This window comes from Clostridioides sp. ES-S-0001-03, from assembly GCF_020676075.1.
GTDB lineage: Bacteria > Bacillota > Clostridia > Peptostreptococcales > Peptostreptococcaceae > Clostridioides.
This window is the reverse complement of sequence record NZ_JACVWJ010000002.1, coordinates 422,408-442,770: the sequence shown is the minus strand read 5'-3', so window position 1 is coordinate 442,770 and position 20,363 is coordinate 422,408. Positions and strand designations below refer to the sequence as shown.

Here is a 20,363-nt window from a genome sequence, read left to right as displayed (position 1 = left end):
TAATAATATTTTACATATCTATAAATTATTTTTATAGTATTTTATATACTTTCCTTTCTTATATTATCTATTATATTCTCCTTATTTAATTTGTTCATAGGTATATATGCTGCTATAAAGGTTATTATAAAAACACTAACTATGCATATGCCAATTGCTGTCCATGGTATAACTGTAGAAAACTCAATTACACCTGAAACTAATTTATTCATAATTAATATCAACCCAATACCAATTGGTACGCCAAACAATAAAGATAAAATACCATAGATAAAACTTTCTAAGTATATCATTTTTCTAAAACCTACAGGAGTAACACCTATTGATTGTATCATTGCTAGTTCTCTTTTTCTTAGATTTATACTTGTACTTATTGTATTTAGTATATTTGTAACACTTACTAGAGATATCACTACTATAAACCCATATACAAAAACTTTAATAGCTTTTAAATTTTGCTTTTCACTTTTGTCACTTGTATTTTCATCATGAAAATTGACATTATTTTTCTTAGCCAAAGACTCTATACTCTTCCTAGTCTGAGCACTTCCCCCTGAGTCAATAAAGACAATACCTTTCTCTAACTTTAAATCCATATTTTCAGCAACCTCATCATAAGTTAAAAATTGCAATCCCATATTTTGATAACCCATTCCTAGACGTTTTTCATCTGTTATACCAAGAATTTTTATGTTTACTTTTTTCTTTGAATCATTTTCGCCAGTATATTCACAAGTTACAGTATCTCCAACTTTGTAATTAGTTAACTCTATTACGCCTTTCTTACCCTTTGATTCAAAGTAACTTTTTCTAACAAATATCACTCCATTTTCTTTAATCGCTCTTTCTTTATCAAAAGAGCCTTTTATTAAGTTTTTTGTTTTATTTTGTATTGCAGTTTCTCCAGGAAAAATTAGTTCGTTGTTGTTAAACTCATATACATAACTATCTCCAACCTTACGTTGTTGATAATAATCCTTAATTAGATTTTCTTTAGATTTATTTATTTTATCCTTATCTACTCCTATAGAAATATACTCTCCTACAGCTACTTCAAAGTTTTTTATTCCAGATATATTTTTTAGTTTATTTATAGTATCATCCATAGACTTAGATATTTGTCTTGAACTTAAATATAAATCGTAGTTTCTTTGAGAATTTCTGATTTCTTCACCTTTTAAGAAATTCGCCATAAATCCGCTAAAAGATATAAATATTACTATACTTACTATTAAAGAAAAAAGTGTCACAATAAATTTCTTTCTATTTCTTCTTACACTTTTATATGCAAGTACACCTTCTGTTCCAAAAACTAATTTAATAAGTTTCGAATTTTTAACCTTACCTACTTTGTAATCTCCACTACTCCTTATTACACTAAGAGGAGAAATATTAGAGGCTGTTATTGCAGGTAGGAGAATTGATATAAAAATTGTAAGTAAAACAATTATTATACTGATAATTATTATTAATGGATTATATACTATTTGTAAACCCATCTGTGATACAACTGATTCTGTAAGATATTTATTTATAGCTTTAAATACTAAATCTATAGCTACTGTTCCAGACAATAGTCCTATTGGTATTCCAATACAGCTAATTATAATACCTTCAATAAAAACTAATCTTTTAATTTGATTAGTAGTAGCTCCTATAGAATTTAATATTCCAAACTGCTTTTTTCGTTCAGTTATAGAAATACTAAAAGAATTATATACTGTAGCAATTGTACATATAATTACTAAAATAGTTACCATAGTAATTATAGCTTTTATAGAACTATTTATATTTGCATACTTACTAGCTCCTTGTAATCTCAATAAATGTTCATTGTATTTTATCATTTCAGAGTTTGATGCTTTATCTTTATTTGTATATATATTATTACTTATTTTTCTTGTTATTTCATATATATCTTTAGGATTTTTTGCTGTTATTGATATATTCACTGTCTCTTTATTATTATCTATAGGATTAAAGTAAGTTAAACCAGTAGCAACTTGGTCAGTGAGTTCAAACCCTGGCCTTTTGATTATACCTACAATTTTAAATGTCTTTTCTTTTTCATTGGCAATATAATCACCTTCATGAAATACACTCATATCATCAATTTTTTTGTTATTACTATCAAACATATCACCTACTTTTAAGGTTATCTTATCTCCTATTTTTAGCTTTTTCTCCATAAGATTAACTATGTTTTCACTTAAAATAATTTCTCCATCTTTATCTGGAAATCTACCTTCTTTTATAGAAACTCTATATCCTTCCATAGCATTTTTATCATATTGCTTAACGCTTAATATACCATTTACAGTATCTTCTATTCTAGAGTATCCAAGTTGATTAGTAAGTGCATAACTTTTTATTTCAGCCGATTTTGTTGCATAGTCTATATTTTTTTTGTTTACATTGTAGAATTTAGCATGAAAACTCCCATCATTTTTTATGGTTTCTCTTATTTGATAATCCATAAAACTTTCAAATATGTTACCTATACCACAAATTAGAGCAGTGGAAAGTATTATTCCAATTATAGTTACAATAGTTCGTCTTTTATTTTGTTTTAAATATCTAACAGTTAGAGATGTATATAGATTCATTTATATCACCTCATCACTTTTTATAATTCCATCTTCTATGCCTATAATTCTATCCGCCTGAAGTGCTATATTTTTGTCATGAGTTATCATTATTAATGTTTGATTATATTTTTTCACTGATAATTTTAATAACTCTAGTATTTCTTTTGAGTTTTTGCTATCTAGATTACCTGTTGGTTCATCTGCTAATACTATAGATGGTCTATTAATTAAGGCACGTCCTATAGATGTTCTTTGTTGTTGACCTCCTGATAATTGATTAGGAAGATGATTTTCTCTGTTGCTTAGACCCAATGTTTTCATCAAATCATTCAAGTATTCTTTATCAATCTTTCTATTATCAAGCTCTGCTGGAAGTAATATATTTTCTTTGACATTTAAAACTGGAATCAGATTATAGAATTGATATATAATACCTATATTTCTTCTTCTAAAGATTGCCAAATCCTTAGTTTTTAGATTATATATATCTACATCATTTATATAAACCTTACCACTAGTAGGTCTATCAACACCTCCTAATAAATGTAATAATGTACTCTTTCCACTTCCGCTTGGACCTGTTATTGCTATAAACTCACCTTTTTCTATAGACAAGCTTACATTTTTTATTGCATCGACTTTTGTTTCATTTTTACCATAACTTTTAGTCAGATTTTCTACTCTTAAAATTTCCATAACTACCTCCAATATTTATATTCTATACTTCATATATTAGACTCAAGCTATTACTATAAAGTGAATTAAATATTACAGATTAGTCACTATTATCATCATATATCTTATGAAATGCTATATGAAATTCAGTTCCTTTACCTTTTTCACTATTTACATAAATATCTCCATTTTGGCTTTCTATTATGGATTTTGCCATTGCAAGCCCTATACCTACACTATCCTCTTTTGAACTACTTTTCCCTCTATAGAAACGTTTAAAAATATGTGGTATATCTTTTTTATCTATACCTTCACCATCATCTTTTATTATTAACTCTGAAAATAATGGATTTTCTTTGTAAATTATACTTATATTTCCAAACTCAGGAGTATGTTCTATACAATTTTTTATTATATTTACTAAAGCCTCAACTGACCAATCAATATCACCAACATAAGATACATTACCATTGCCTTCTATACTTAACTTTTGGTTTTTAATCTCCATAGGTATTTTCATTGGTTGGATTGCTCTATGTATAAGTTCACTAAACTTTATTTTTTCTCTCTTAAACTTTATAACTTTAGCTTCTACTTTTGATAATTTAAGCATACTTTTAATCAACCAATCCATACGATTTAGTTGATTTTTTATCTTGTCTAAAAAATCTATTTTCACTTCATATGGTACATCATTATATAATAAATCACTTAGTATGATTAAGGAAGTCATGGGAGTTTTTAACTGATGTGATATATCTGAAATTGTATTATTTAAAAATATTTTTTCTGAATTTAAAAGTTCAACTTTTTCATTAAGAATTGTTGTCATCTTCAATAGCTCTGTTTTTAAAAGACCTATCTGCCCTTCTTGATTTCTATTTTTCATATCAAATTCTTTTCCTTCTGAACTATAGTAAACATACTTAGTCATATCTGATAAATCATTATATATAGTTCTAAAATATTTAAGTATCAACATAAATATCATCATAAAAATTATACAAACTAAGATTATATTTATTTTTATAGTGTTTGAAAGTAATTTGGAAGTAAGAGGCTCAGAATTTATTCTAATAGTTTTGTCATAGTTATACTTACTTAATATTTTCTCACCAAATTCTACATTTTGCATGGACTTTCCTTGTGTTATTATATCTACGATATCACTTTCTAGTTTTGGATACTTGTTAACTAAGGTTCCTATTATAGCTTGATTATTTTTTACAATCGTATTTTTAGTTGTATTTATATTGATTATACCAAATCCAATTGATATAAGAATTACCATCAACATTAAAATAATATATTTACTAAAAAAGTTCTTTACTTCAGGATTATATAGAAACATTATTTTCACTTCCTATCCATTTATAACCTAGTCCTCTTACAGTTTCTATGTAAATTGGTTTACATAAGTCATCTCCTATTTTTTCTCTAAGTCTTTTTATATAAACAGTTAAAGTATTATCACTAACAAAATCATAAGTTACATCCCAAAGCTTTTCTAGTATTTGACTTCTACTCAAAACTGTATTTTTATTCTGTATAAGAATTAAAAGAAGCTTATATTCAACAGATGTCAGAAATATTTCCTTGTCATTTTTATATACTCTAGCTTCTAATGTATATATATTTAAATCTCTATATTTAAGTATCTTCTTATTTTCTTCTGTAGCGTCACCTTTTCTTCTTAAAACAGCTTTTATTCTCGATATTAATTCTCTAATTCTAAAAGGTTTTGTTATATAGTCATCTCCACCTATATCAAGACCCAGTACAATGTTTACTTCTTCATCACAAGCAGTTAAAAATATTATGGGAATCTGAGAAAACTTTCTTACATACTCACAAAATTCATATCCTGTTCCATCTGGTAACATTACATCCAGTAGTACCATACTATATTCATTAGAAGATATCATTTCTTTTCCACTTGATAAATCCTTTGATATATCTACACTAAATCCCTCTTGCTCCAATGCATACTTTATTCCAAAAGAGATAGTACTGTCATCCTCAACTATCAATAACTTTAACATAACTATTTCCCTTCTTAACATTTTAATTTTAAACTATTTACATATACAACTTTTATTATACACAATTGTTTTAGATACTAAAATATATTTAGAATTACAAAATAGTCACAAACAATTACTAAAAAACATAAAAATAAAAATGCAAGTTGACACTTAACTATTTTGAAAATAGTATAGATTTTTCTCAAGTTAAGCTACAACTCACATTTTAGATATTTAATTTTATATAAACTGGTATTCTCATCTGTTTAACTATTTAAAGCTTACTTTATTCTTCCTCATATTTTTTATATTCTTCTTCTTTATAAATATTATTTTTTTTGTCATCTTCATGTAAATCAATGTCTTTTTTATCATTTTTAACACTATTTACATAATGCATCATTTCTTCTTGAGAAACATGTGGACAATTTTCACAATTTATTCTTCTTGAATTAAATTCTCTTACTTTTTTTTTTAATTCTTCATATTCATAATCTTGTTTTTTATCACTACAATCACATTCATAACCAAACTCATCATATTTATAGTCATTGTATTGATTATTTCCATAATACTCTGTATCAATCATTTGAGACATTTGAGATTTAGATTTAATGTTTTTTATCATCCTATAAGTTGCATATGCACCCACTCCTGTAATCACGGCTCCTGCAAACATCATTGGCTTACTCATTCCATCATCTTTTTTATTCATTTGTCTTTTAATTAAATATGTTAACATATTTTTTCTCCTTTCTGATTTCTATTTATAGATAGTATCTGTATTATTTTGATAAAAATTATGTTATTTTTAAATTACAATTTTTACAAATAATATAAATCATCTTGTAGAATATAAATTTATATTTTGTACTTGATAATGTTTTTTATGTTATACTATATATATAACAAGTATTTTTATTTATAACGATATTATGGAGGTTTTTTATGATTTTAAATTTAGATTTTAATAGTGATAAGTCTATTTATGTACAAATTAAAGAAGAGATAACTAAAGCTATAGCTTCAGGAGAATTAAAAATAAATGAATCACTTCCATCTGTAAGAAGTATGGCTGAAAATATTGGTGTAAATCTACATACTGTAAATAAGTCTTATAATGAACTAAAAGAAGAAGGATTTTTAAATATTGATAGGCGAAAAGGTGCAATTGTAGCTCAACTTCCAATGGAAACAGAAAATTCAACTCGCCAAAAAAATAGAATTGATTTAGAACTTTTAGTAGCAAAATCTTATTTATCAGGTATCAATAAAGAAGAGTTCTTGACGTTAAGTAAAAATCTATTTGATAAGTATGAGGTGAAATACTATGAATAAGATTGAATGTTTATTTACAATATTTTCAACCTTAATTTTGATGTATGCTACTTTTTATTTTATGCCACATCTTATTGGCAAAAATCACATTTATGGTGTTTCTATAAACCAAGAACATAGAAACTATCCTGATTTTATAATACTTGATAAAAAATTTAAAAAACTTTTATCTATAGGATTCATTGTGATTTTTATTTTAGTTTTAGCTCTAGTTTTTATGTTTGATAAAATAGAATTTTCTTATTCTATTAGTATTATAGGGTTTTTACTATATGAAAGTATATTATATATCTATATTCATAAAGAAGTTAAAATGACTAAATCCAAGTTTTTCACTGAATTAAGTCAGATAAGTGCAGACTCAAAATTGGTAATAGATATGGATTTTATAAATGAAAAAAATAAAATAATAAAAAAATTTAAGATATTGTATTTAATACCAGTATTACTTACTTTTGGAATAAGTATTTTTATATTGCTTAACTATAATCAATTACCAGATTTAATTACTACGCACTCTACTATAACAGGAAAACCTGATGGATTTATGAAAAAATCCTATCTTGGTGTGTTTAAATTAATAGGTCTTGAGTTTTGTATAATGATTTTATTATATATAACTTCTATTGGAGCTATAAAAGCGAGAATTAAAGTAGATACAAATAAAATTGAAGAAAGTAAAACTAAAAACATTAAATATCTAAATAAAATTGGTTATTTGTTTTTTATATTGATGATTATGATGATAGTACAATTCTTTATCGTTTTTTTATCATTAAAAACAAATCCAAATTTATTAACTGTTATAAATATAATAATGCTTTTAGTTATAATTTATTTAATGGTAACATATATTAATTCTCCAAATTTAAAATCCAATTCTTCTTATACTCCAGATAATGATGAAAAGTACTGGATAGGAGGTATTATATATAATAATCCAAACGACCCATCATTTATGGTTGATAAAAGATTTGGCATAGGATGGACTATAAATTTGGGAAATCCGATTGGAAAGATATTATATATTCTTATAGCTATATTTTTAATTTTTTCACTTTTTAGTGTTATAAAATCTCTTTTACTTTAAATACCATAAAAGGTATCTTACTTGTATTATTGGGTATTATATTTTGTAAGATAAGAAATATTTCATATTATCATTGAAATATAGTATTTATATATTACTAGGAATGGAGATTTGCATAATGTTGTCAAAAACTGAAATTAAATACTTTAATGATTGTGCTTCTGAGATACTTTCATCTGAAAAAGTACAACTTATGAGAACATTTCCTCATCATGGCAATGTTTCATGTCTTGAACATAGTTTATCAGTAGCATATTATAGTTATCTATTATGTAAAAAATTGCATTTAAATGTTGAAATTCAAAGCGTTATTAGAGGGGCTCTACTGCATGATTTTTTTCTTTATGACTGGCATTATAAAGGTGATAGAAAGGGATTACATGGTTTTACTCATCCTAAAGAAGCACTAAAAAACGCAAATTTATTCTTTCAAATAAATGAAAAAGAAACAGACATTATTTTAAAACATATGTGGCCACTTACTGTTAGACCTCCTAGATACAAAGAAGCATTAATTGTTTGCTTATTAGATAAATTTTGTTGTCTAGTTGAGACTCTAAGGATACACTCACTACTCTCTCCTTACCACATATAAAATAGGTCTTTGATATTGTTATAATTTAATTTAAAAAGAGGTATTAAGATTACATTTAACTTAATACCTCTTTATTAATTTATTATTTATTTTTGTCATATGCTTATAAAATATAATCTTATCCTTGATAACTTATTCTTCTTATAGAGATACTTACTACTTTAAATAATAACATACCAGCTATTAAGTTTATCAATATTGCTGGTACCACTGCTACCATAAATAACGCTGTGAATGAAGCTCCAGGAAGACCTACTATAGCTTGAGCAACTAGTAAAAATAGAGTTCCACTTATAACTGTCCCTACTGGGAATATTATTGTTGCAGCTATTAAATCTTGTTTTTTACTGTTCAATTTTTTCATAAATGGTAATTTATAAATTATATACATTATCATGAACATTATATTTATTGTAATAGTTTTATCAAGTATATTTGGAATCTGACCACCTGGGAATTTAGTTGTTAATGCTGCAAATATTCCTGTTACAATTCCTGCTACCAAACAAATCTTATAATCATCCTTATTTAGTATCATTATTATAAACATCATTGCTAGTGATATATCTGGTTGCATTGGAAGTCCTATAGCAGGTGTAAGTTGATGTATCAATAATCCCATAGCTAAAAGTATTGCATTTAAAGTTAATTTTTTTGTATTTGTTTTCATTGTAATATTTCCCCCTAATTTGTTTAATATTTATTTCATTTTCGTTCCAATTTTCCATATCATTCTCTTTAGCTTTAGAAGTTCATAACATCTCTCTCACCACCTTTTATTTTAAATTATATAATTTCTTTATTAATAGTTTTTGCAAAATAAAAAACTCCGTCCTAAATCAATAGGACGGAGATTATCCGCGTTGCCACCTAAATTATATAAAAAATAAGCTTAAAACTTAATTCTTATATATCTCATTATCAAGTACTTACATACCCTATTCGCTGTAACGTGCGACTGACGATAAAGTCTACTCTCATAAAAATATGATTTCAATTTATTCCTCTAAGGTCCATTCACTATATTCCTTCTTGCTAAGATTCCACCATCCTCAGCTCTCTATGTTGAAGCTAAACATAATTACTCTTCCTTGTCATAGGATTTTTAATTTGCTGTTGCTATTATAATATTCTAAATTTTTATAATTGTCAACTGTATTTTTTATTTTATTTAAAATTTACAAAAAGTGTAGAATAATTTTTATAAATGCTTTAAACTTTTATTTAAATATTGAATTAGGAAGGATGATATTATGTTTAGAGAAATGAGATTAAAAAAGAGAGAAATGACAAAAGAAGATACTATAGAAGTATTAAAAAATGGTGAATTTGGTACTTTTTCTACTATAAGTGAAAATGGCTATCCTTATGGAGTTGCTGTAAATTATGTATACTTTAATGATTCTGTATATTTTCATTGTGCAAGAAGTGGACATAAATTAGATAATATCTCAGCAAATAACAAGGTTTCTTTCTTAGTAGTGGCTAATGAAAGTGTTCTTCCAGATAAATTTAGTACTACATATGCTAGCGCTGTAGTATTTGGAAAAGCTTCAACAGTAGACAATGAGGAAAAGAAAAATGCTCTTGTAGAAATAATAAAAAAATATTCTAAGGGCTTTATTGAAGAAGGTATGAAGTACATAGAAAAAGATATAAATTTGACAACTGTAGTTAAAATAGAAATAGACCATATTTCTGGTAAAGCTTCTCGTTTATAATAATCTAATACGATATAATAAAGTGGCTATATGTATGGTCACTTTAAATATATTTATTTATCATTATTTTTATTAATTGAAAATGCTCAAAACACTTTAAGGAACTTCCTCAATACCTATGTAGATACAACACAAAGTTACTTGTATCCAAGCTGACATAAATTTTTCCACACCCATATAAAAACTTGAAAATAATACAGTCATATATGTCAAATATCAACATAAATTACAGAATTTTTTTGCCATTAAAACTATCAAAAAAAGTAAGTAATTATTAAAAGAGAGGTTGAAAATAATTATGAAATTCAAGAAAAAACCAAAGTTTTTACTACTCATTACATTTTTAATAATAACTATATTATCAACAGGAGCAACAGCTTTAGAAATCCATACATCATCACAAATACATGGCGATAGCGATATCAGCAATAGAGGAACTTTCAATACCTCTGCTAATTCCAAGGTAGGTGCAGACTCACAAAAAAGCAGTGATAGCTTACCTCACAATGCACAAAACCTTAATGTTTCTTTAGACATCTACAATGGAGGAGTAGAAATACTACCAACCTCATCCAACAAAATAATAGCAAATTACAACAACCAATACTACAATATTAAAATGATAGAACAAAACGGAAAATGGGTTGTATCTATATCAGGAAAAACAGCTAAAATGGGCAATTCTAGCTATGTTCAACTCCATATTCCAAATATAAAATGCAATATGGATGTAAATGTGCTTGATGGTAGCTTTAGTTATGATTTACCCGAAAATTGTATTGATGCAATAAATGTTACTTCCAAAGATTCAAGTATCGAATTTACTTCAAAAAATCAATACAAAAATAGCACTATTTCTCTATCCGCAACAGATAAAGAATTTCTTAAATATGGTCTAATTAATTATCCAGACTATTTTACTAAGATGAATAAAGGATTTGAATATAAGAATGGTACGAGAAAAAATCAAATTGACATTTCGCTAACAGGATTTACTAATGTTGATTTTAGAGATTAAAACATAAAAAATTGAGGGCTTTAGCCTTCTTTTTCTTTGCCTTCCTGTATTCATCTTTATATTTTATTGTTTATTTTTCCTTTTGGATATGAGTACATATATCATAGCACTAGGTAAAATTGAACATATTACTCATCCACAAATAATAATTATAAGAACATTATTCTTTTTATTATTGACGTTATTTATACATTGTGATATTCTTTAAGCAAAACACCATTCTGTTTAAGGGAGGATTAAATAAATGGCACGAAAACCTATTTTAGAAGGTGGTAAAAGAGAAGAAATACTTAAATGTGCTTTACAGTTGTTTCTAAAAAACGGTTATGAAAGCACCTCTATTCGCATGATATTAAATGAGGTTGGTGGAGAAGTTGGAATGTTCTATCATTACTTTTCTTCCAAACAAGAATTATTTGATGAAGCCTTAAGACTCTTCATGAAAATTCAAGGAGAGCGAACTTCTAAACTGATGAGTCAGAAATCCGATAAGATTTCCCCACGAATGAGATTGGAACAACTTATAGAATGCTATGACAGCGGAATGGATGAATTTTCGAAATTATCTGATGGAGCTATTCATTGGTCAGTTTTATCATCTATTCACAGCTTAACCTTAGAAGCAATTCTGCCCTCTTTTAGAACAATGATTATTGAAATACTCAGATTAGCAGATAAAAAAGACTTAAGTGAGTCTAAATGGCTTGCGCCATTTGTACTAAAAGGTATCAGTGGATTATTACATGATAAATCATTTGCTGAATTAAGCAAAGAAAAACAGATGCTTTTAATTATAAATTTACTATGCAGAACTTTACAAGTTCCATATAGCTTGTTTGAAGAATAAGAGAATATCGACAATGAACATCTATGTATTAAAATTGAACAATGACATCAAAAGTATATCTGAGAGAAAATGGCATTAAAAACTGATATAAGATTTGGCATTCGTTATTATGAGTAAGCAAAGAAAACTGAGTTAAAAATATAGAAAACACCAACAACTCACAAAAATGTAGTGTTTATACGAGTTTTGGTGTTTTCCTTATTCTTGACTTGCATGAAAATATGATTGGCAAGAATGGGCTGATATATACCACTCTTTTATGCTTGCCATTTTTAAAAACAGCAAAAATGATGTTTCGTAAAATATCTCAATAAGGCACATATAAATTATACCTACTCTGAATCATAACCCCATTACTGTTCTTCTTAAATACTGATTGAAATTACCATACTCAACTTTTGTCAATGTTTCTGGATAAGACATCAAAATTAACTGATGTCCATTGCATTCTTCATGGTATGGTGGGTGAATATGTTCAAAATCATTTACCTTATATCCAACCCTCTCATAAAAACCTTGTCGCTTGATGGAAATTTTATTAATGGGAGGGTCGATTTCTAGAATAACAGTTTTGCCTCGCTGGTTTAACAGCTCCAAAGCTCTTTTTCCATACTTTTTATTGCGCATTTCAGGATTGATACAGAAATGTTCCACATAAATAAAATTCTCTGTTTCCCAGCATAAAATGATACCAACCATGTCGTTTTCATCATAAATTAAGTTAAATTGATATTCTTCATGACCCATAATTTCTGCTTGTAAAGATGGGTTTCTCTGTTCATGAAAAGGAAAACTTACATTGTATAACTTTATTGCCTCTAAATACAATTTATCTTCATATGTTCTTAGCCTCTCAAAGCGCATTTTGCTATCCTCCTATTATATAAAACAACCTTCGCACCACATCTTTTTAGTCTAATGAAACTCTAATTAGCTCTTATTTAGATTATAATATCTGTCCAAGTATAAAATGAATTGTAAGGTTAAACCATTGCTGAAAATATATCTATTTTTTATATATACTAAGACTGTTTAGATAATCTCTTATACCAAACTTAACATCATCACTTGGTCTTATATCAGAGTTATCTCCTGCTATATGAAGTATTCCATATGCTGGATGACCTCCTCTTACTGTACATGGAACTGATAAAAGCGTCATCCCCATATGTTGAGCAAATATATTCATTGATTGTAAAGCTAGTTCTCCTCCTCCATGTTGTGAACCTGCAGTAGCAAAACAACCAAATATTTTTCCACTTAAAGGTGCTCCTACCCATACATCAGAAAAACTGTCCATAAACATCTTCATTTGACCAGATACATTTCCATAATATGTTGGTGAACCCATAAATATTGCATCATAATCTAGTAATTCTTTTCCAGATTTAATTACATTTATACTTTCAAATTCATCTTTATGTTCCTTTGAATTTATCAAATAGTACTGAGGAAGTGTTTTTGCAACCTCATCACTTACTTTAAATATATCTACCTCTATATTCATTTCTTCAAGTACCTTTTTATACTCCCTTGCTAATAAATATGTACTTCCACAAACGCTATGAAAAATCACTGCTACTTTCATTTTTATCCCCCTAATCAAAATCAAATTTATTTTTTATATAGTGCTTTTATTATCAAGTACCATTAAATGATACTAAATGGATTTAAATATACATTACTTTTTATTGTTTCAATCTCTTCAAATTCATCCAAAAATCTCTTCATAACATGTTTAAATATATCTTCTGTATCAAAATGTCCACAATCTACTATACATATTCCCATATCAAGTGCATCTTGTGCCTCATGATATTTTACATCACCAGTTATTAGAACATCTGCGCCTTGTCTCTTAGCCTTTTTCACAAACTCAGAACCAGCTCCTGTTACAACAGCAATTTTTGTTATCTCGGTATTAAGACTTCCAACTACCCTTATATGCTTCATATTTAATTTTTCTTTTATTTTATTAGAAAGATTTTCTAATGTTGTACTTTCATCAAGTTTACTTATTCTACCTAATCCAAATGTTTTTCCTTTGTTTTCTAGCTTGTACAAATCATAAGCAACTTCTTCATAAGGATGTGCATCTATCATAGAACTTATCACTCCACCTAAATGCTTCTGTGGTACTACAGTTTCAATTTTAACCTCATTTACACTTTCTATATCATTTATACTTCCAAGAAACGGATTTGAGCCTTCTAATGGCTTAAATTGACCTTCTCCTTCTATAGAAAATGTACAGTTACTATAATTTCCTATATGGCCTGCTCCTGAATTACTTAGTGCCTTTCTCAACACTTCTGAATAATTACATGGAGCATATACTGCAAGTTTGTATAAAGTCTCATTTTCAGTGACATCTAAAACTTTTGAGTTATTAAATCCCATAATCTCCATGAAATAATCATTTAGACCATCAAATGCTATGTCAAAATTGGTATGCATAGAATAAAGGGCTATATCATTTTTAATGAGTTTTTGTATAAGTCTACCTTTTAAGTCGGCGCTATTAATCTTATTAATTTTTCCAAATATAAAAGGATGATGTGTAACAATTAAATCAACATTTTGAGATATAGCTTCATTGATTACATTTTCATTGGCTTCTAAGGATACCAGAATCTTCTTTACATCCATATCAAAATCTCCAACTATAAGACCTACATTATCCCAATCTTCAGCTAAGCTTAGAGGATACTTTTTTTCAATTTTTCTAGTAAGACTCTTCAGTAACATATTTACCTCCTATTTATTTTATTAAATTTTCAAGTTTTCTTATTGCTATTTTACTTTCTTCTCTCTTCCTATCTATTTCTTCTCCATGTTTACCTTCTAGTTGATTAACTATAGCACTATATGTTTTTATTTTTTTTTCTACAAAGTCATAAAAAAGAGAATCTTTATTTTCTAAAAGTTTTATTCCAACTTCAAACTGTATCTCATCTTCTATTATAGTATTTTTACCTGTATATTTGGCAACTATTATTTCATATATCCTAAAATCTTCTCTCACTAAAGCCTCTGTTAAAATTTCATATCCATTATTCAGAAGATAGCGTCTAAGCTCTTCTTGTGCCTGCATAGGCTGTAATATCAATTTTTCTATACTATGTGCTACTTCTTTTTTAGCTTCTAGAAGCTCACTTATCAATATACCTCCCATACCAGCAATTATTACTTCTTCAACTTCACCTATTACTAGTACCTCTATACCAGAACCCAATCGTAAATCGACTTTCTCTAAAAGATTGTTCTGTATGACCTCTTTTCGTGCATTGTCAAGAGGTCCTTTATTAACATCTGCCAACACTGCAAATGGAACTCTTTCCTCCTTTAGCAAATAAACTGGTATGTATCCATGGTCCGTTCCTATATCAGCTATCTTTTTACCATCTGACACCAATGATGCTATTTTTAATAATCTATCTGTTAGTTTCAAAGATATATCTCCTTTCAATCTTTTTATTTGTTCTTGATTTTAAACTAAAACCAAGATAAAAAATAATATAAAATCTCTACCACAAAATAGCCATGAGATATCACTTATCCCATGGCCTTTATTGCAAAAACATTAATGATGTATCTTTTTAATCTAAATAATCTCTAAGTTTTTTTGATCTACTTGGATGTCTTAATTTTCTTAGTGCTTTTGCTTCTATTTGTCTTATTCTTTCTCTAGTTACATCAAACTCTTTTCCAACTTCTTCAAGAGTTCTAGCTCTTCCATCCTCAAGACCAAATCTAAGCTTTAATACCTTTTGCTCTCTATCATTTAATGAGCCAAGTACATCTTCTATTTGTTCTTTAAGTAAAGAATATGCTGCTGCCTCAGCTGGAGCTGGTGCATCATCATCTGGAATAAAATCTCCTAAATGACTGTCCTCTTCTTCGCCTATTGGAGTTTCTAAAGACACTGGGTCTTGAGCTATTTTCATTATCTCTCTTACTTTATCTTCTGTCATTTCCATTTCTTTTGCAATTTCTTCTGGTTTTGGGTCTCTTCCAAGTTCTTGAAGTAGTTGTCTTGATACTCTTATTAATTTATTTATAGTCTCTACCATATGCACTGGTATTCTTATAGTTCTCGCTTGGTCTGCTATAGCACGTGTTATAGCTTGTCTTATCCACCATGTTGCATAAGTACTAAACTTATAGCCCTTTGTATAGTCAAATTTTTCAACAGCTTTTATAAGACCTAAATTTCCTTCTTGTATTAAGTCTAAGAAAAGCATACCTCTACCTACATATCTTTTTGCTATACTTACAACTAGTCTTAAGTTCGCTTCAACTAATCTTTGCTTTGCTATCTCATCACCTTCATGCATTCTTCTAGCAAATTCTACCTCTTCATGTGGCTTAAGTAGAGGAATTTTTCCTATTTCTTTTAAGTACATTCTAACAGGGTCGTCTATACTTATCCCTTTTGGTAAAGATAAATCCACAGTTTCTATTTCTATTGCAGAAGAGTCCTCATGTGAAATTACTTCTGCATCTTCATCTATGTGGCTCATATTTAAATCGTCATCAGTAGCCGAAAAGTCTATATCAGCTTTATAGTTCTTTGTTTCTGTTATTTCTATTCCCAAATTACCTAAAGTTTCATAAAGATTTTCTACCTGATCCTTATCAAGTTCAGTTTCAGAAAAAGCTTCCATTATTTCTGCAAGCGTCAATGAACCTTGCTTTTTTCCTTTTTCTATTAGTGTCTTAGCGGTAACTTTTTTTAACTCTTTTTTATTCGACTTATTTTCCACACTCAAACCTCCTTTCTCTACAAGCTTTTTAAAATTTTATTTATCTCAACTATTTTTAAAGCAATTTCCATAACTTTACCATCTACCTCTTTCATATCATTATTATTTTCTAATTCCTGTTGTTCTTTCAACAAGTTATTAATTTGTTCTTCTAATGAGTTCTTTCTGATATTTGTTATTATTCCTTCTATTTCTTTTGTGTTCTCTAAGTTTATACTATTCAAAGAAATTGAATTTAATTCTTTTAAGTATTCTTCGGATATGTTTAAACTTTTCAATTTGTCAATAGTTATTTTGTCCAATTCTTGATTTTTAATCATGTAAATTAAAATTTCTTTACTTTCATTCAATAAAAAATCACTTTCTTCTACTTTAAGTAGAGCTATTTCTCTAATTTTTTTGTCTTCTAACATTATTTTTATTAGAGTTTCTTCAACTAATTGTTTTCCATCTTGTCTAACTTCGACTTTTTCAATTACTTTTTCTTCTATCTTTTTCTGGTTTTTATTATATGGCTTATTGTAGTTTTTACCATACACTTCCCTTTTTATAGACTCGACATTAATATCTATTTGATTACTTAAATATTTTGTATAAAAATCAATTTCTACAGGACTTGTCAATTGTTTTATAATCTTAGAAGCTTCTTTTGCAAACTTCACTCGTTCTTCATCTTTTTGAATATTGAATTCTTTTTTAAGATGATCTATTTTATATTTTATGTAGTGAGTAGAAACATCCATTGCCTTTTTATAATCACTAAGTCCGTACTTTCTTACAAATTCATCTGGGTCTTTAGAGTCTTTCAAATCCAAAACTTTTACAGTAATACCTAATTTAATAAGTATATCTATAGCTCTTAAAGTCGCTTTTATTCCAGCTTCATCAGAGTCATAAGATATAATAGCAGTATCCGCATATCTTTTTATTAAAATACCTTGTTGTTCAGTCAAGGCTGTTCCAAGGGTTGCTACTACATTTCTTATACCATACTGATAAAGTGAAATTAAATCCATATATCCTTCAACTAAGACTATAGTTTTATTATCTAAATTTTTTCTAGCAAAATTTAGTCCATATAAGTTTTGTTTTTTATTAAAAATTAATGTGTCTGGAGAATTTAAGTATTTTGGTAAAGAATCATCTAGTACTCTTCCTCCAAATCCAATTATATTTCCTCTATAATCAAATATAGGAAACATAACTCTATTTCTAAATTTATCATAGCAATTAGTTCCATCTCTATTTCTTGCAATTAGACCGCACTCCAATAAATCTTGTTTTGTATACCCTTTATTAATAAGAGCATTCATAAGAGAATTCCATGAATCCAAAGAAAATCCTAGACCAAATTTTTTAATTATTTTATCATCTAATCCTCTAATCCTTAAATATTCATACCCAAGATTTTTACTTCCCAATAAGTTTGAAAGATAAAATCTAGCAGCTTCTGTATGAATATCTTGAAACTTTTTAGATTTCTCTATTTTCATTCTAGTTTCTTCATTCATGTTGGTATTAATTTCTATACCACATTTATTTGCTAAAATTTTTACAGCATCCATAAAATCTAAATTTTCCATTTTCATGACAAAATTTATCACATCTCCACCTTCACCACAACCAAAACACTTATAAATTTGTTTTGATGTATTTATATAAAAAGATGGAGTTTTTTCTCCATGAAATGGACATAATCCTTTATAATTAGCTCCAGATTGTTTTATATTCATATATTCAGATATTATACTTGCTATATCACATCTAGCTTTTATTTCTTCGATAACGTCTTTTATATCATTCATATTATCACCTTCTGGTGTAATTTTTTGTGTTAACATTTCTATTCTACACTATATTCTAAATTTGTCAATCACTCAATATACAGAATTCGACTTTTTTTATTGATATCCTTCTTATTAATCAAAAAATTTTTATTTTTTATGTTAATTACATCAATATTAGATTTTTATTTATGTCAAATAATCTAACTATTAAATTATATATCTATTATCTTATAAATTTACATCAAAACTATCACGAATAAAAAAGAGGCTCTTGCCTCTTTTTAATAAACACTAATTGATTTCATCAAATCTTCAAATTCATCAAAGCAGAGAGATTGAATCCCATCTGATAGAGCATTTTCTGGGTCTGGATGAACTTCTACCATTATTCCATCTGCTCCACATGCAAGTGATGCCATTGACATAGGTTTTACTAAATATCTAACTCCAGTAGCATGACTTGGGTCTACTACAACAGGAAGTCCCGTTTCTTTTTGAATAATCGGTACAGCCGCTAAGTCTAATGTATTTCTAGTATAATCATTGTATGTTCTTATACCTCTCTCACACATTATAATGTTACTATTTCCTTCTATTGCTATATATTCTGCTGCACCTATCCATTCAGTAATTGTTGATGCGATTCCTCTTTTTAACATAACAGGCTTATTTTGTTTTCCGATTTCACTTAAAAGAGTAAAGTTTTGCATATTTCTTGAGCCAATTTGAATTATATCACTGATACTATATAATTCATCCATATCTCTTATATCCATAAGTTCTGTAATAACAGCTATCCCAACCTCTTCTTTAACTGCTTTTAATATTTCAAGACCTTCTTTTTTTAATCCCTGAAATGAGTTTGGTGATGTTCTTGGCTTATATGCTCCTCCTCTTAAAATATTTGCACCATGACTTTTTACAAATTTAGCAGTCTTTAAAAGTTGCTCATAACTTTCTATTGCACATGGCCCAGCTATTACAAGTTTATCTTCTTTTACAGTTATTTCTTTATCATTTGTATTTATCACTATCTTTGAATTATCATTAAATAGGTTTTTTCTCATAACCTACAAGCTCCTTTACTTCTTCTATTTCTTTAGCAGATAGGAGATTTAAATATTCTTTTATTGATTTTTTATTTATTAAAAGTTCCTCATTCAAATCCATAAGTGGTATCAAAACAAAAGCTCTATCTTGAATCCTTGGATGTGGTATTAGTAATCTTTCATCAGTTGAAACTACATCATTAAAAAATAGTATATCTACATCAATAGTTCTTGGACCCCAATGTACTATTCTCTCTCTATGCAATTCTTCTTCTATTTTTTGACAATATTCTAACAACTCATAAGGTTCAAACTCTGTTTCTATCTCTACACACATATTTAGAAAATCTGCTTGTTCTGTATATCCCCATGGCTTTGTTTCATATAATTTTGATTCTTTTACTTCATATATAGAATCACTATCTCTCAAAAGTTCGCATGCTTTTGATAAATTATCAAATCTATTGCCCATATTCGTCCCTATTCCCAAATAAGCCTTATTCATCTCTTGTTCTCCTTATCTCAACACCAAAGTAGTCATAAATTCCATTTACAGGAGCTTCTGGCTTTCTAACTCTAACCATAACTCCATTTACAAGGTTAAATTTATTTAAGACTTCTTCAGCAATGTTCTCTGCCAAAGCCTCCAAAAGATTAAATTGTTTATTTTCTGTAATATCCTTAACAACACTATAAACTTCAGCATAGTTTACAGATTTATTTATATCATCACTAAGTCCTGCTTCTCTTGAATCAACATAAAGTTCCATGTCGACAAAAAATTTCTGACCTAGAAAATTTTCTTCTTTAAGCACACCATGATATCCATAGAATCCTAGATTACTAAGTAATATTTTATCCATTA

The 20,363-nt window shown here is 27.7% G+C and carries 21 protein-coding genes and 1 other annotated feature; of the genes, 6 read left to right on the top strand and 15 right to left on the bottom strand.

The features are described 5' to 3' along the window. Positions 1–41: 41 nt before the first annotated feature. The 5 genes from IC174_RS05240 to IC174_RS05220 form a co-directional block, all read right to left on the bottom strand. Positions 42–2,606: an ABC transporter permease gene (locus tag IC174_RS05240; protein ID WP_227482315.1), complete on the bottom strand. Its 2,565-nt coding sequence runs from the start codon at positions 2,604–2,606 to the stop codon at positions 42–44. After that, positions 2,607–3,284: an ABC transporter ATP-binding protein gene (locus IC174_RS05235; protein ID WP_227482314.1), complete on the bottom strand. Its 678-nt coding sequence runs from the start codon at positions 3,282–3,284 to the stop codon at positions 2,607–2,609. Positions 3,285–3,363: 79 nt separating this feature from the next. Beyond that, positions 3,364–4,614 carry a sensor histidine kinase gene (locus IC174_RS05230; RefSeq protein ID WP_227432829.1) on the bottom strand — a complete coding sequence of 417 codons (1,251 nt, stop codon included), beginning with the start codon at positions 4,612–4,614 and terminating at the stop codon, positions 3,364–3,366. Next, a complete protein-coding gene (locus IC174_RS05225; protein ID WP_227482313.1) occupies positions 4,601–5,305 on the bottom strand; it encodes a response regulator transcription factor in 705 nt (234 codons plus the stop codon). Before IC174_RS05225 ends, IC174_RS05230 begins: the two co-directional genes overlap by 14 nt. 268 nt (positions 5,306–5,573) lie before the next feature. Next, positions 5,574–6,029, bottom strand: coding sequence for a hypothetical protein (locus tag IC174_RS05220; RefSeq protein WP_227432827.1), 456 nt, complete (start codon positions 6,027–6,029; stop codon positions 5,574–5,576). Positions 6,030–6,235: 206 nt separating this feature from the next. On the opposite strand from IC174_RS05220, the gene IC174_RS05215 reads away from it, so the two are divergent. The 3 genes from IC174_RS05215 (at position 6,236) to IC174_RS05205 (ending at position 8,310) form a co-directional block, all read left to right on the top strand. Continuing rightward, positions 6,236–6,625 carry a GntR family transcriptional regulator gene (locus tag IC174_RS05215; RefSeq protein WP_227432825.1) on the top strand — a complete coding sequence of 130 codons (390 nt, stop codon included), beginning with the start codon at positions 6,236–6,238 and terminating at the stop codon, positions 6,623–6,625. Continuing rightward, positions 6,618–7,715, top strand: coding sequence for a DUF5808 domain-containing protein (locus IC174_RS05210; protein WP_227482312.1), 1,098 nt, complete (start codon positions 6,618–6,620; stop codon positions 7,713–7,715). The genes IC174_RS05215 and IC174_RS05210 overlap by 8 nt, the downstream gene beginning before the upstream one ends. A gap of 118 nt (positions 7,716–7,833) precedes the next feature. Beyond that, positions 7,834–8,310: an HD domain-containing protein gene (locus IC174_RS05205; RefSeq protein ID WP_227432822.1), complete on the top strand. Its 477-nt coding sequence runs from the start codon at positions 7,834–7,836 to the stop codon at positions 8,308–8,310. 118 nt (positions 8,311–8,428) lie between these two features. Here the strand turns inward: IC174_RS05205 and IC174_RS05200 are convergent, their stop codons facing one another. Beyond that, positions 8,429–8,980, bottom strand: a complete 552-nt coding sequence (locus IC174_RS05200) for a tryptophan transporter (protein ID WP_227482311.1) — start codon at positions 8,978–8,980, stop codon at positions 8,429–8,431. Positions 8,981–9,150: 170 nt separating this feature from the next. After that, positions 9,151–9,417, bottom strand: a binding site (T-box leader). Between the two features lie 146 nt (positions 9,418–9,563). Between IC174_RS05200 and IC174_RS05195 the strand changes: the two genes are divergently transcribed. The 3 genes from IC174_RS05195 to IC174_RS05185 all read left to right on the top strand — a co-directional run bounded on the left by IC174_RS05195 (position 9,564) and on the right by IC174_RS05185 (position 11,896). Beyond that, a complete protein-coding gene (locus IC174_RS05195; RefSeq protein ID WP_227482310.1) occupies positions 9,564–10,031 on the top strand; it encodes a pyridoxamine 5'-phosphate oxidase family protein in 468 nt (155 codons plus the stop codon). A 298-nt stretch (positions 10,032–10,329) separates the two neighbouring features. Then, positions 10,330–11,049 (top strand): hypothetical protein, encoded by a 720-nt coding sequence (locus tag IC174_RS05190; RefSeq protein WP_227482309.1) that lies wholly within the window; start codon positions 10,330–10,332, stop codon positions 11,047–11,049. A 244-nt stretch (positions 11,050–11,293) separates the two neighbouring features. Then, entirely contained in the window at positions 11,294–11,896 is a 603-nt protein-coding gene (locus IC174_RS05185; protein ID WP_227482308.1) for a TetR/AcrR family transcriptional regulator, read from the top strand. 342 nt (positions 11,897–12,238) lie between these two features. Here the strand turns inward: IC174_RS05185 and IC174_RS05180 are convergent, their stop codons facing one another. From IC174_RS05180 to folB, 9 genes are all read right to left on the bottom strand, one after another. Continuing rightward, positions 12,239–12,760, bottom strand: coding sequence for a GNAT family N-acetyltransferase (locus IC174_RS05180; protein ID WP_227432815.1), 522 nt, complete (start codon positions 12,758–12,760; stop codon positions 12,239–12,241). 142 nt (positions 12,761–12,902) lie between these two features. Further along, on the bottom strand, positions 12,903–13,484 hold the full coding sequence (locus tag IC174_RS05175) for a flavodoxin family protein (protein WP_227432814.1): 582 nt from the start codon (positions 13,482–13,484) through the stop codon (positions 12,903–12,905). A 62-nt stretch (positions 13,485–13,546) separates the two neighbouring features. After that, entirely contained in the window at positions 13,547–14,644 is a 1,098-nt protein-coding gene (locus IC174_RS05170) for a Nif3-like dinuclear metal center hexameric protein (protein WP_227482307.1), read from the bottom strand. 13 nt (positions 14,645–14,657) lie between these two features. Then, positions 14,658–15,347 carry a class I SAM-dependent methyltransferase gene (locus IC174_RS05165; RefSeq protein ID WP_227482306.1) on the bottom strand — a complete coding sequence of 230 codons (690 nt, stop codon included), beginning with the start codon at positions 15,345–15,347 and terminating at the stop codon, positions 14,658–14,660. A 148-nt stretch (positions 15,348–15,495) separates the two neighbouring features. After that, a complete protein-coding gene (rpoD, locus tag IC174_RS05160; protein WP_227432810.1) occupies positions 15,496–16,662 on the bottom strand; it encodes an RNA polymerase sigma factor RpoD in 1,167 nt (388 codons plus the stop codon). A gap of 17 nt (positions 16,663–16,679) precedes the next feature. Further along, on the bottom strand, positions 16,680–18,467 hold the full coding sequence (gene dnaG / locus IC174_RS05155) for a DNA primase (protein WP_227482305.1): 1,788 nt from the start codon (positions 18,465–18,467) through the stop codon (positions 16,680–16,682). 263 nt (positions 18,468–18,730) lie between these two features. Then, positions 18,731–19,516, bottom strand: a complete 786-nt coding sequence (gene aroF / locus IC174_RS05150; RefSeq protein WP_227482304.1) for a 3-deoxy-7-phosphoheptulonate synthase — start codon at positions 19,514–19,516, stop codon at positions 18,731–18,733. Continuing rightward, positions 19,497–20,003 carry a 2-amino-4-hydroxy-6-hydroxymethyldihydropteridine diphosphokinase gene (folK, locus tag IC174_RS05145; protein WP_227432806.1) on the bottom strand — a complete coding sequence of 169 codons (507 nt, stop codon included), beginning with the start codon at positions 20,001–20,003 and terminating at the stop codon, positions 19,497–19,499. Before folK ends, aroF begins: the two co-directional genes overlap by 20 nt. Beyond that, positions 19,996–20,361 (bottom strand): dihydroneopterin aldolase, encoded by a 366-nt coding sequence (gene folB, locus IC174_RS05140; protein ID WP_227432804.1) that lies wholly within the window; start codon positions 20,359–20,361, stop codon positions 19,996–19,998. Before folB ends, folK begins: the two co-directional genes overlap by 8 nt. Positions 20,362–20,363 lie beyond the last annotated feature (2 nt).

Bases quoted from the DNA above. Each gene is read 5' to 3' on its own strand.
- IC174_RS05175 (WP_227432814.1), bottom strand. From the start codon at position 13,484: ATGAAAGTAGCAGTGATTTTTCATAGCGTTTGTGGAAGTACATATTTA.
- folK (WP_227432806.1), bottom strand. From the start codon at position 20,003: ATGAATAAGGCTTATTTGGGAATAGGGACGAATATGGGCAATAGATTT.
- IC174_RS05220 (WP_227432827.1), bottom strand. From the start codon at position 6,029: ATGTTAACATATTTAATTAAAAGACAAATGAATAAAAAAGATGATGGA.
- IC174_RS05190 (WP_227482309.1), top strand. From the start codon at position 10,330: ATGAAATTCAAGAAAAAACCAAAGTTTTTACTACTCATTACATTTTTA.
- folB (WP_227432804.1), bottom strand. From the start codon at position 20,361: ATGGATAAAATATTACTTAGTAATCTAGGATTCTATGGATATCATGGT.
- dnaG (WP_227482305.1), bottom strand. From the start codon at position 18,467: ATGAATGATATAAAAGACGTTATCGAAGAAATAAAAGCTAGATGTGAT.
- IC174_RS05240 (WP_227482315.1), bottom strand. From the start codon at position 2,606: ATGAATCTATATACATCTCTAACTGTTAGATATTTAAAACAAAATAAA.
- aroF (WP_227482304.1), bottom strand. From the start codon at position 19,516: ATGAGAAAAAACCTATTTAATGATAATTCAAAGATAGTGATAAATACA.
- IC174_RS05225 (WP_227482313.1), bottom strand. From the start codon at position 5,305: ATGTTAAAGTTATTGATAGTTGAGGATGACAGTACTATCTCTTTTGGA.
- IC174_RS05170 (WP_227482307.1), bottom strand. From the start codon at position 14,644: ATGTTACTGAAGAGTCTTACTAGAAAAATTGAAAAAAAGTATCCTCTA.
- IC174_RS05180 (WP_227432815.1), bottom strand. From the start codon at position 12,760: ATGCGCTTTGAGAGGCTAAGAACATATGAAGATAAATTGTATTTAGAG.
- IC174_RS05185 (WP_227482308.1), top strand. From the start codon at position 11,294: ATGGCACGAAAACCTATTTTAGAAGGTGGTAAAAGAGAAGAAATACTT.
- IC174_RS05205 (WP_227432822.1), top strand. From the start codon at position 7,834: ATGTTGTCAAAAACTGAAATTAAATACTTTAATGATTGTGCTTCTGAG.
- IC174_RS05200 (WP_227482311.1), bottom strand. From the start codon at position 8,980: ATGAAAACAAATACAAAAAAATTAACTTTAAATGCAATACTTTTAGCT.
- IC174_RS05235 (WP_227482314.1), bottom strand. From the start codon at position 3,284: ATGGAAATTTTAAGAGTAGAAAATCTGACTAAAAGTTATGGTAAAAAT.
- IC174_RS05210 (WP_227482312.1), top strand. From the start codon at position 6,618: ATGAATAAGATTGAATGTTTATTTACAATATTTTCAACCTTAATTTTG.
- IC174_RS05215 (WP_227432825.1), top strand. From the start codon at position 6,236: ATGATTTTAAATTTAGATTTTAATAGTGATAAGTCTATTTATGTACAA.
- IC174_RS05195 (WP_227482310.1), top strand. From the start codon at position 9,564: ATGTTTAGAGAAATGAGATTAAAAAAGAGAGAAATGACAAAAGAAGAT.
- IC174_RS05230 (WP_227432829.1), bottom strand. From the start codon at position 4,614: ATGTTTCTATATAATCCTGAAGTAAAGAACTTTTTTAGTAAATATATT.